Genomic DNA, 11,701 nt, shown 5'->3' with positions numbered 1-11,701 from the left:
CCAATTCTCTCTATCTTATATCATACTGGTGCATTCCCTTTTAATCTTCAGTCATAATAGGCGGTACTTTAATATAGCCATCCTGATGATCTGGAGCATTTTTTACAACCTCAGTCTGCGGCAAGCCTGGCTTAGCCACATCCTCCCGCATCACGTTTTTCATATCAAGAACATGTGAAGTTGGTTCGACTCCGTCTGTATCAAGCTCATTAAGCTGCTCAGCAAACGTAATCATCGCCTCAAGCTGATTGCGGAAGGATTCTGTTTCTTCTTCCGATAGCTGCAGTCTCGCCAAATTGGCTACATGTTTTACTTGATCTGATGAAATTCTTGTCATTTCTTGCACCTCCAAAACATTCTATTCGTATGTACATTACTATTGATCATATCAAACGTTCACGCGTTAAAGCAATATCCGTCCTTTTTGTACCTAACTATTTTATCATGAAATTCCTGTTTGTTACGGAGTTTTCCTTATGAATGAAGCTTGTCCAGTTACCTGCCAATAACATACTCTCCAAATTCCGCACAAAATCTAAAAAAAGCACATCACCCTCTCAAAAGTGATGTACTCGCGTTCAATCTTATACAAGCATTAAGCTTTTCTGATGTATTTCCATATGTGACTTAAGAAATTCAATATACCGATCAACCTCTTCAACAGTTGAATAAGGAGAAGTTGTATAGAATTTATGAACATAAACAGGAAGTCGCTGTTCTGAATCCTTTGCCGAAATGTAACGCTGCTTTTTTGTGTTTCCGAAGAAAATAACATCTCGATCCAAGCCGATTAATTCTGCAAATTCTTCATTATAATTGTTCACTTCGCGAATCTCTTCCGCTTGACAATGACCCGCTAACTCCTGTCTCCAGTTCGGTGCTTCCGGATAAAACCTAAAAGTTGTGACAGGGGATACTTCATTTGTTACTGCGGCATTTGGAAACTCTGCAAGCAGCCTGTTACGGAAAGCAATGTTGACACTCAAGTAATTGGCAAGCAGCTGCTGATAGCCTTCTATGCCAAAAGCCAGAAGTGATGCATAAATGGCTATTGAACTTCCCATCCGGGAGCATTCTAATGTATAGCTTGTATGATAGCTGCCATATCCGCGATTTCCTACATAAGGGGTTTCAGACGCATCTAAATCCACATACTCCAGCAGGCGTCTATCTTTAATTAAAAATAAACTAGTAATATAAGGGGTCTGTCCTAATTTATGAAAATCAAAGACCATACTATCCGCAAGATTCATATGTTTGAAACGCGTATGATACTCAGACAGGACGCGGAGCACATCATCTTCAAAGTTCAGTGGATTTGCACTAAAGTTATAATCATTAAAGAACGTATACATCCCGCCCATGGCAGAGTCTGCATGCACATAAATAGAATCTAAATCATAAGCAGCTTCAATTTCTGTCAGCAGCTGCTTCATACCATATAAATCATCAATCCCAAACGTATCTGTTGTTCCCAGTGTAGCTAATACATAAACAGGTATTCCGCCCTTTTCAATAACCATTTCCATTTTCTCTTTTAAATCTTCCAGATTCATAGAATGATCGTCATTTACTTTCACCCGAATCATATGATCCACACCGATGCCAGTTGCTTCTGCCGACTTATACAAACTGAAGTGAGACAGTTCCGAGCAAAAACAATAAAGGTTATTAGGGATTCCGTTCTTATTTGACTCTGGGAATCTGCGTGCTACGCTTAAGCGCAGCGAGTTAAATACAGCACCTTGTCCGCCCCAGGTTGTATAGCCTGCGCTTTCGTTTTGATCATAGCCAATCATTTTAGAAAGCATACTTGTGATCCGCACTTCAGCATTCGCAGCTGCCGATCCATCCACATCCCATAAATTATTTCCGTTTAAAAGAACCATTACTAGATTCCCTAATATACTGGCAATGTTAGGAAGCGGTGTTGCGTTTGCCACATAATTGCTATTCAAGAAACGGTGACCTTCGACAAGCTCCATCAATTTATCAATGGTTTCATCCACTGAAACTCCATGTTCCGGCACAAATGAACCTTGAATGATTTTATTGTAATAATCCTCACTATAATCAGGCATCTCACCTAGGGTCAGCTTAGAAGGATCCTTTAATTCATCCATTCTTGTCAGCACTTTACGAAAGTACCCCAACAGTTCATCACGCTGCTGCTGATTGCCATCCGCACTCGGGAATAATTGCTGTAATTGCTCCATTACTGTCATGTTCTTTCATCCTCCGATTTTTCTTATAATTAATAGATTATAAAAAGCAAACACGTTTGTTCTAGAAAATAAAATCAAGCACCCCAAGCACATCTAAAAAAACAACCACGATCGCAGCTGGTGCAGCATATTTTAACAGGAAGTACCATGTATGAAAAAAAGGAAGCGACACGTTTGCTCCTTGCCTCATCTCTCTCATTAAGTCGCTTTTCTTTAATTTTCGTGAGATAAATAAAGACGTAAAAAGTGCTCCAAGCGGCATTAAGACATTGCTCGCCGCATAATCGACTAAGTCAAATACTGTCTTATCAAAAAGCTTTACATCTGCCATAAGACCGTAAGAAAGTGCAGAAGGAATTCCAATGACAAAAATTAGAAGCCCAAACATCCAAGTATATCTTTGCCTTTTCACAAGATCCTTTTTTGCCGTTACTGCAACAGCTATTTCAATCATAGAGAATGCTGAAGTTAAGGCAGCAAACAAGAAAAGGATTAGGAAGGCAATGAAAAAGAACAACCCAAATCCCATCTGGCCAAATACTGCTGGAAGTGCAATAAATACAAGCGGCGGTCCTGCGCTTGGCTCAATGCCAAACGTAAACACTCCGGGAAAGATAGCAAGTCCGGCGAGCAAGCACACAAATAAATTCATCATAATAATAGAAAATGCCGAGCGGGGCAGATTCTGTGTTTTTGGTAAATAGGATGCATATGTCACCATTACAGAAGAACCTAAAGTGATGGTAAAAAAGGCTTGCCCGAGTGCAAATAATATAGATTCAGAGGTTAATTGACCAAAATCAGGAATCAGCAGGAATTTCATTCCCTCTGCCGCACCTTCCAGAGTAAGTGAGCGAACAACAATTATAAGAAATAATACAAACAAAACAGGCATGAGGATTTTACTGACCTTTTCAATGCCCTGTTGCACACCTTTAGCAACCACCACTACTGTTAGAGCAATAAAGATAAACTGTCCAATCAGTGTTGCTGCAGGATCAGAAATAATCCGCTCAAACAATTGCACATATTGATTCATTGATAAGCCATTTAAACCGCCTGTCAAAGCTTCAAACAAGTATAGGATGATCCAGCCGCCAATGACGCTGTAAAACGAAAGCACTAAAATGCCAATTAACACCCCAACTCGTCCTAACAAATGCCACATAGATCCAGGAGCCATCTTTTTATAGATAGAAATGGCATCATCTTGCCCTTTTCTGCCTACTATAAATTCTCCCACAAGCAATGGGTAGCCAATTAATAAGGCAAAAAGTAAAAACACAAGGAAAAACGCTCCGCCTCCTCCTGTTCCCGCAATATAAGGAAATTTCCAAATCGCCCCTAAACCAATTGCAGAACCTGCCGCAGCTAAAATAAAACCTATTTTCGAAGTCCACTGTTCATTCTGCGCCATTCTTTTCTTCCTTCCATTTCACGTAGTTTTACATATGTATAAGCTGTTCACTTCATTATCCACTGATATTCTTCTTAATCAGATCTTAGAAGTAAGTTTCTTTAATCATAGCATAGGATTTATGTATCAATTTTTAGAAATATTTATAACACCGTAGTTCCTTTTACCTATTTTTATTTACAAAAAATAAATGAAAAATTCACCTTATGATATGGGTTTTTCCTTTCTATTTTTTATATTGTTTTCTTATACTTTCTTCTATTATAAGAAGGTGAGTGTGTATATCTCTCTTCGAATTGCCACTTTTGAAGTGTCAAGTGCAGCAACTTCCTTTTTTATTCTCTCACCAGTAGATAGAATATAAATAAAGTCATGCTGCCTGGCCAGCTCGTTAAACATACCACTTATTTTAAAAAATGGCCTAAAAAAAGAAGCGGTATATCCGCCCCTCCTTATTTGCCTCCAAATAACCTGGCAAAAAAACCGGTCTTCTGTTTCTTAGTTTCTGGCTGTATTTGCGGTTTATCATCATCCACAAAAATGCTCTCTTTATCAATGGCATAGTCATAAGCGAGCACTAGACCAATTTCAGAGTTATGTTCTTTATTGGTGACAATAGTATATTCAACCTTATACTTCGAAGCTGATTTGATATACTTTGATAAGTATTCATAATTCATATTTCCATTTAGGTAGAGATGTGCCTGTGAATTTTCCTTCATCGCTTTTTCTGCTTCATGGTTAATTCCGTTTTTTCGAACTTGAGGCTGAGTTAAAGCCAACACAATTCTTTCTCTTAACGTGCCTAAAAACTTCCTGCGCTCATCTGGCTTTGTCTGTTTTTCTCCGTACATGCCTTTTTGCAAATATTCATCCACATGATCGGCCATATTGCACCTCCAGCTTGATTTTACCTATCCCCTTTTTATTTAATCAAACGTTTGATTAATATGTATGTTCGTATATGTTATGAAAATTATAACATATGGTCTGTGTTTTTCATGTACATAGCCTCCTGTCCTCTCTTCTCTCCATGAGATGCTTCTTAACACCATTAATATGTATGATTTAACCCAAATGAGTCAATTCTATTCAACCGTATGCCCATTAAATTTAATTATGCTTGAATGACGTCCTTAATCATTCGGCATATCATGACATTCGCATGGGTGACAGACTTAATATTATTAATTTGATTGTATAGATATGTTTCTTCTTAAAAAGCAGCAAGGAGATTATTAAAATCAATGAATTTTTATACATTTTGACAATGAAGTTAGAATTCTCAAAAAGACAGAATTGTACACCTATGTTATCATTGATAGTGCATTTTCTCAGGTGGAAACAAATTGGTATTCTTGTATTTTTGTCTAAACCTGAATAACTCATAAAACAAGGAGGTTCAACTATGGGGTTAACTGCTGCTACTTGGTTTTGGCTGATTGTGCCGATGCCTTTATTAGTCATCTTATCTGCATTTACCTATTACTTTGAAAAGAGGAGAGAATAAGACAATGGACATTAATATACCTACACTCGTTTCTATTATCATTTATTTAATTGGTATGATTATTATCGGCTATCTGGCCGCACGAAAAACGAAGGATTTAACCGATTATGTGCTCGGCGGAAGAGGACTGGGACCTGGAGTCGCTGCGTTGAGTGCTGGAGCCTCTGATATGAGCAGCTGGCTTATGCTGGGACTTCCAGGCGCCATGTATGTTAGCGGTATGAGTGAGATTTGGCTTCCAATTGGTTTGGCGATTGGTGCATATCTTAATTGGCAGTTTATCGCTAAGCCTTTGCGGGTGTATACGGAAGTTGCCAACAATTCAATTACATTACCTGATTTCTTTGAAAATCGCTTTAAAGATGATTCCAAGATTCTGCGCGTAATCTCAGCAATTGTTATTCTAGTATTTTTCACCTTTTATACTTCCTCAAGTTTGGTTGGAGGAGCTATTTTACTGGAGAATTCTTTTGGCATGGATTATATTGCTGCATTATGGATTGGTGCTTTGGTCATTGTATCTTATACTTTTTTTGGAGGCTTTCTGGCAGCAAGCTGGACGGACTTTATTCAAGGAATTCTCATGTTTCTTGCTCTTATTATCATTCCCATTGTTGTCATTTTTGAACTTGGGGGCTGGAGTGAAACGATTAGTACAATTGGCAGTATAGATCCTTCTTATTTAAATGTGTATTCTGGAACAACGGTTATTGGAGTGGTCTCCTTGCTTGCATGGGGGTTAGGCTATTTTGGCCAGCCGCATATACTTGTGCGTTTTATGGGCATCCGAGCTAAAGAAGATATACCAAAAGCCAGATTCATTGGTATGGGGTGGATGGTGTTATCTTTGTTTGGTGCTATATTTATTGGATTTACCGGAATTGCTTATTTTGCAGATTCTCCGCTTGAAAACTCAGAAACGGTTTTTATTATGTTATCGCAGGTTTTATTTAACCCAGTTGTTGCCGGCTTTTTACTTGCAGCCATTCTCTCAGCAATCATGAGTACTGTTGATTCACAGTTGCTCGTTTCTTCAAGTGCACTTGCAAATGATTTTTACAAAGCCATTTTCAGAAGAAATGCTTCCCAAAAAGACGAGATGATTGTTGGCAGAATCGCTGTTATCGGCATTGCAGTCATTGCGATATTGCTGGGTTATAATCCTGATAGCAAAGTTCTTGAGCTTGTTAGTTATGCATGGGCAGGTTTCGGTGCCGCATTTGGTCCAGTTATAGTACTGAGCCTGTTCTGGAAACGAATGACTCGCAATGGCGCCTTGGCAGGAATCATTACTGGATCTCTAACAGTGATTATTTGGTCGCAGATTGAAGGAGGCATCTTTGAACTCTATGAGCTTGCACCTGGATTCTTACTGGGTGTCCTCGCTATAATTATTTTCAGTCTGATGGGCAGAACCCCCAGTAAACAAATACAGGAGGAGTATAATACCTATAAAGGTAAGCTGTAGTTTGACTGCCGGCTCCTCTTGTTGGAAAGCTTGAATTCTATATCCTAAAAGAAACTCCCTCTGCATAAGTTGCAGAGGGAGTTTCTTGCCTGCTTATATTAGTACATTTCAGATGTAGTCTTAGCTTGCATATGAAGCTGAATATAGTCAGGACCGCCAGCTTTAGAATCTGTACCTGACATGTTGAATCCGCCAAATGGCTGGTATCCAACGATTGCGCCCGTACATCCACGGTTGAAATACAGGTTACCAACGTGGAAATCTTCACGTGCTTTTTGGATGTGCTCACGGTTTTTCGTGATGACTGCTCCTGTTAAGCCGTATTCTGTGTTGTTCGCAATTTCAATAGCGTGATCGAAATCTTTCGCTTTTGTAAAACCAACAACCGGTCCGAAAATTTCTTCTTGCATTAGACGAGCATCAGCTGCAAGATCAGCAAAAATAGTTGGCTTAATGAAGAATCCTTTTGAACTATCTCCTTCTCCGCCAGTCATCAGCTTGCCTTCTTGTTTTCCGATTTCAACATAGCTCATAATTTTATCAAATGCAGCCTGGTCAATCACTGGTCCCATAAAGTGAGTTTGGTCTTCAGGGTTGCCTGCTGTTAGTTCATTTGTTAGTTCAACTGCACGATTTAAAACTTGATCGTAAACATCTTCTACAATAACTGCACGGGAACATGCAGAACATTTTTGACCAGAGAAGCCAAATGCAGATGCAACGATTGATTGAGCAGCTAATTCTAGATCAGCTTCTTTATCAACTACGATTGTATCTTTACCGCCCATTTCAGCGATTACGCGTTTCAGCCAAATTTGTCCATCGTTTAATTTAGAGGCACGCTCATTAATGCGTAAGCCTACATCACGAGATCCTGTGAATGAAATGAAGCGAGTATCCTTATGGTCAACTAAGTAGTCGCCTACTTCAGCACCGCTGCCTGGTACAAAGTTTAATACACCAGCAGGAAGACCTGCTTCTTCCATTACTTCAACAAATTTTGCAGCAACTACTGGAGTTGTAGATGCTGGCTTTAATAGTACTGTATTTCCAGCTACAATAGCCGCTACCGTTGTCCCAGCCATAATTGCAAGCGGGAAATTCCAAGGAGAAATAATAATTCCAACGCCTAATGGAATATAGTCATAACGGTTATATTCATTTGGACGGCTGTTAACAGGTACGCCATCTTTAATACTTAAGATTTGACGAGCATAATACTCAAGGAAGTCAATTGCTTCTGCTGTATCAGCATCTGCTTCATTCCAAGGCTTTCCAGCCTCTTTTGTAAGCAATGCAGAAAACTCATGCTTGCGGCGGCGAATAATCGCAGCTGCTTTAAATAATACATCAGCACGTGTTTCAGGCTTTACTTTTCTCCACGTTTTAAATGCTTCTACTGCACCTTGCATTGCTTTTTCCGCAAGCTCCTGATTAGCTTTAGAAACGCGACCAATTACTTCCTCTTTATTAGACGGATTAATCGATACAATTTTATCTTCAGTTGATACCCGTTCTCCAGCAATTAAAAGATCATAATCTTGACCTAAATAACTTTCAACTGTTTTTAATCCTTGTAAATATGCTTCACGATTTTCTTCATTTTTAAAATCTGTGAAAGGCTCATGCTTGTAAGGTTGTACCATCGTTAACGCCTCCTATGTACTATTGCACTGTATAAGTTTGGAAGGGATGATGCATGTAATATTTTACAGTTCATCCCTAATACAGCAGCTACTTTTATAGAATTTTCTCAATGTTTATTTTAACATGTTTAGATAAAATTCATCAATCTTTGCCTTTAATCATAAATATGAACAAATGGTTCTGTATCATCTGGTTTTCTCACAATCAGCGCTTCTGGGCCATTCACGGAGGTAATATTCACCTGAACAGAAATATATTCTGGAAAATGCTTCATGATTAAACTTGCCGTATACTGCGCAAATCCGATTGATTCTGCTTTTCCATAGAATTGAATGGGAATATCAATATTAAGGTCCTGCAGCTGATCCCCGGCATAAAACGCTTTGCCGATGACTCCGTTAAAGTTTGGAAAATACGCTTCTATATCCTGTTTAAAATTTTTGAAAGCCGTATTGTCATCACGATGATTTGTTTCAGCATCTGATGATGGAAATAGCACATATTTTTCAGCAACATTTTTCCATTCGCCTAACTTGCCGTTTCCTTTTCCAGCTTCCGCATAAGCAATAAAATTCCCTGGTACAACGGAGGTTCTGCTGGCTTGCTCAAATAATGCAATGGTTATAGGCACATCTTTAAGCTCATCCATGCTGCGAAGACGAGTAAGCACTTCGGCCGCCATCTTTTTACCCTCTGCTTCTAAAACACTTCTTTTAATATCTGTTTCGTAAGTTGCTCCGTACTGTTCCTTTTGATAGTAATGGACAGAATTTAAGGCAAGACCAATCACTACCCCGCCAAGTGTAACCGTGTCTCCCTCAGCCTTAATTCGATAATTATGCTCTAAAATATGAGCAAGGTAGATCGGACTCTTTGTATTGCGTTCATCTATATCCCCTTTTTCATCATCAAGAGGATTCAAACCCACATTATCCGCTTCCTCTAAATTACGTTCAGCAAGCTGTGCAGGTGTAAATTTGCGATTGAGCCACGAGCGGACAGTCGCACTATCTAAGAATTGGCCTTCCTGAAAGAAGTAACTGTCAGTGTCAAAACTATTTTGTGCAACACGCATTAAGCCCGTTTCAAATTCGGTCAGGTCATATTTGGTGTTAATGTTATTAACTACAAGCCCCCTTGCCTCACTTGGCTCAAAAGGAAGCAGCGTTTTATAGTATTCATCCGATATTTTATAGTTCGGAATAATCGCCGTTTCATTTGAGTTTTCATCATCCTGAATGACTTCCTCCTGCTTGCTGAAGTTAGGAGCACACCCCGTCAGCACGAGCAAAAGAGAAACAGCCATCATTAATGTTTTCTTCACGATTCTCCACCTCTTACTTGTTTAGTTCCTCAGCCAGTCTCTCCTCATTCCATACCGTGATGCCAAGTTCTTCTGCCTTCTTCAGCTTTGAACCTGCATCCTCACCAGCAATGACAATATCTGTTTTTTTACTAACGCTTCCTGATACATTTCCGCCTAGGGCTTCAATTTTTTGTTTTGCTTCATTTCTGGAAAACAACTCTAATTTCCCTGTTAAAACAATTGTTTTCCCTGCAAATACAGAATCGATATTTTCAGCTGAAACCCGTTTTGGCCCTAAATATTCCATATTGACTCCAGCATTCTTCAGTTCTTGTATCAGTTCAAGAGCTTCTTCCTGCTCAAAATAAGATGCAATAGCATCAGCCATTTTGTCGCCAATTTCGTTAATTTCAATCAGCTGCTCGCGGGAAGCACTGCTTAACTGTTCCATTGAGTGGAAAGTCATTGATAGTGTTTTGGCTGCCTTCGCTCCGACATGCCGTATTCCCAGTCCGAATAAAAGCTTTTCCAGCGAGTTCTTTTTTGATGCTTCAATTGCACTTAATAGATTTTGAACTGATTTTTCACCCATCCTTGCCAGCTGAATAAGCTGCTCAAATGTTAGCTTATACAAGTCAGCAACGTCTTCAATTAACTTTTCTGAAAATAATTGGCTGACCACCTTTTCGCCTAATCCGTCAATGTTCATCGCATTTCTTGAAACAAAGTGGATGAGTCCTTCACGGATTTGAGCTGGACATTTTGGGTTGATGCAGCGAAGAGCCACTTCTCCTTCAAGTCTGACAAGCTCGCTGCCACATTCAGGACAGACAGTAGGCATTTGGAAGTCAACTTCATCACCTGTCCTGCGCTCCGGCAGAACGTTGACAACTTCCGGAATGATATCTCCAGCTTTTTTGACGACCACATGGTCCCCTATCTTAATATCTTTTTCACGGATCAGGTCTTCATTATGAAGGGAAGCACGCTGGACGGTTGTACCAGCTACCCGTACTGGTTCTAATATAGCTGTTGGCGTTAATACACCAGTGCGTCCAATGCTGAGTTCAATGTCTTTTAAGATCGTTATAACTTCCTCAGCTGGAAATTTATAAGCGATTGCCCATCTTGGACTTTTAGCTGTGGTTCCAAGCTGTTCCTGCTGCTCGTATCCATCCACCTTTATTACAATACCATCAATATCGTATGATAATTGAGGTCTCTTTTCTGTCCAATCTGTTACATACTCAATGACCTCTTCAATTGAATCACATTTTTTTCGTTCCTTATTTGTTTTAAATCCAAGTTTTTCGAGATAATCCAATCCCTCACTGTGAGCTGCTATTCCAAGTTCATCAGCATTTGCAAGACCATAAACATAAATATCGAGATTTCTCGAGGCTGCAATTTTGGGATCAAGCTGTCTTAATGAACCTGCAGCCGCATTACGCGGGTTCGCAAAGGCTTCTTCTCCTCTTTCCTCTTTTGCTTGGTTTAAGGCTTCAAATGACTTTCTCGGCATAAATGCCTCGCCGCGAACCTCAATAGAAACCTCTTCCTTTAAGCGAAGCGGGATAGAGCGAATGGTTCGCAGGTTCGCTGTAATGTTTTCACCAATTGTGCCGTCGCCGCGAGTTGCACCGATTGAAAATAAGCCATTTTCATATCGCAATGAAACAGCGAGCCCATCAATTTTCAGTTCACATACATAAGTCACATCATCGCCGGCATTTTGACGGACACGACGGTCAAAATCCCTTAGATCCTGTTCGTTAAACGCATTGCCCAAGCTCAGCATCGACGTTTCATGTTCTACCTTTTCAAACATATCAAGTATTTCTCCGCCGACACGCTGTGTTGGCGAATCTTCTGTTTTCAGCTGCGGAAACTGTTCTTCAAGAGCGGTCAACTCATTCATTAGTCTGTCATATTCTGAATCTGGGACAGATGGTGTATCCAACACATGATATTCGTAGTTATATTGATTGAGGATATTTTGCAGGTCCTTAATTTTTCTTTCAGCTGATTGAATGTCCATTAACCCAGCCCTTTCATAGAAAAGTGCAAGCGCCTTGCTCAGCCCCGGCAAAAACCTCGAGGGGCTAGGCGCTGGAGCTAGACACTGTTC

General features: G+C 39.8%; 8 protein-coding genes. 1 reads left to right on the top strand and 7 read right to left on the bottom strand.

What is annotated here, in order from left to right; all coding sequences use genetic code 11:
- Window positions 1-40 precede the first annotated feature (40 nt).
- From gatC to F7732_RS13335, 4 genes are all read right to left on the bottom strand, one after another.
- Entirely contained in the window at window positions 41-337 is a 297-nt protein-coding gene (gatC, locus tag F7732_RS13350) for an Asp-tRNA(Asn)/Glu-tRNA(Gln) amidotransferase subunit GatC (protein ID WP_151574545.1), read from the bottom strand.
- Between the two features lie 247 nt (window positions 338-584).
- The gene (locus F7732_RS13345; RefSeq protein WP_151574888.1) at window positions 585-2,216 is read right to left on the bottom strand and encodes a pyridoxal phosphate-dependent decarboxylase family protein; all 1,632 of its coding nucleotides are present in this window, start codon (window positions 2,214-2,216) and stop codon (window positions 585-587) included.
- A 70-nt stretch (window positions 2,217-2,286) separates the two neighbouring features.
- Window positions 2,287-3,642 (bottom strand): sodium-dependent transporter, encoded by a 1,356-nt coding sequence (locus tag F7732_RS13340; protein WP_151574544.1) that lies wholly within the window; start codon window positions 3,640-3,642, stop codon window positions 2,287-2,289.
- 452 nt (window positions 3,643-4,094) lie between these two features.
- Window positions 4,095-4,532 (bottom strand): YueI family protein, encoded by a 438-nt coding sequence (locus tag F7732_RS13335; RefSeq protein ID WP_151574543.1) that lies wholly within the window; start codon window positions 4,530-4,532, stop codon window positions 4,095-4,097.
- Between the two features lie 624 nt (window positions 4,533-5,156).
- Here F7732_RS13335 and putP point away from each other — a divergent pair.
- Window positions 5,157-6,620 carry a sodium/proline symporter PutP gene (putP, locus tag F7732_RS13330; RefSeq protein WP_151574542.1) on the top strand — a complete coding sequence of 488 codons (1,464 nt, stop codon included), beginning with the start codon at window positions 5,157-5,159 and terminating at the stop codon, window positions 6,618-6,620.
- A 98-nt stretch (window positions 6,621-6,718) separates the two neighbouring features.
- On the opposite strand, the gene pruA is transcribed toward putP, so the two are convergent.
- The 3 genes from pruA to ligA all read right to left on the bottom strand — a co-directional run bounded on the left by pruA (window position 6,719) and on the right by ligA (window position 11,611).
- Window positions 6,719-8,266 carry an L-glutamate gamma-semialdehyde dehydrogenase gene (pruA, locus tag F7732_RS13325; RefSeq protein WP_066450322.1) on the bottom strand — a complete coding sequence of 516 codons (1,548 nt, stop codon included), beginning with the start codon at window positions 8,264-8,266 and terminating at the stop codon, window positions 6,719-6,721.
- 155 nt (window positions 8,267-8,421) lie between these two features.
- Window positions 8,422-9,591, bottom strand: a complete 1,170-nt coding sequence (locus tag F7732_RS13320; protein ID WP_151574541.1) for a CamS family sex pheromone protein — start codon at window positions 9,589-9,591, stop codon at window positions 8,422-8,424.
- A 13-nt stretch (window positions 9,592-9,604) separates the two neighbouring features.
- On the bottom strand, window positions 9,605-11,611 hold the full coding sequence (gene ligA / locus F7732_RS13315; RefSeq protein ID WP_151574540.1) for an NAD-dependent DNA ligase LigA: 2,007 nt from the start codon (window positions 11,609-11,611) through the stop codon (window positions 9,605-9,607).
- Window positions 11,612-11,701 lie beyond the last annotated feature (90 nt).

Source organism: Bacillus mesophilum (assembly GCF_008923265.1).
Taxonomy (GTDB): Bacteria; Bacillota; Bacilli; order Bacillales; family Cytobacillaceae; genus Cytobacillus; species Cytobacillus mesophilum.
This window is presented reverse-complemented; position numbering and strand designations above follow the sequence as displayed.

Bases quoted from the DNA above. Each gene is read 5' to 3' on its own strand.
- gatC (WP_151574545.1), bottom strand. From the start codon at position 337: ATGACAAGAATTTCATCAGATCAAGTAAAACATGTAGCCAATTTGGCG.
- F7732_RS13345 (WP_151574888.1), bottom strand. From the start codon at position 2,216: ATGGAGCAATTACAGCAATTATTCCCGAGTGCGGATGGCAATCAGCAG.
- F7732_RS13340 (WP_151574544.1), bottom strand. From the start codon at position 3,642: ATGGCGCAGAATGAACAGTGGACTTCGAAAATAGGTTTTATTTTAGCT.
- pruA (WP_066450322.1), bottom strand. From the start codon at position 8,266: ATGGTACAACCTTACAAGCATGAGCCTTTCACAGATTTTAAAAATGAA.
- putP (WP_151574542.1), top strand. From the start codon at position 5,157: ATGGACATTAATATACCTACACTCGTTTCTATTATCATTTATTTAATT.
- ligA (WP_151574540.1), bottom strand. From the start codon at position 11,611: ATGGACATTCAATCAGCTGAAAGAAAAATTAAGGACCTGCAAAATATC.
- F7732_RS13335 (WP_151574543.1), bottom strand. From the start codon at position 4,532: ATGGCCGATCATGTGGATGAATATTTGCAAAAAGGCATGTACGGAGAA.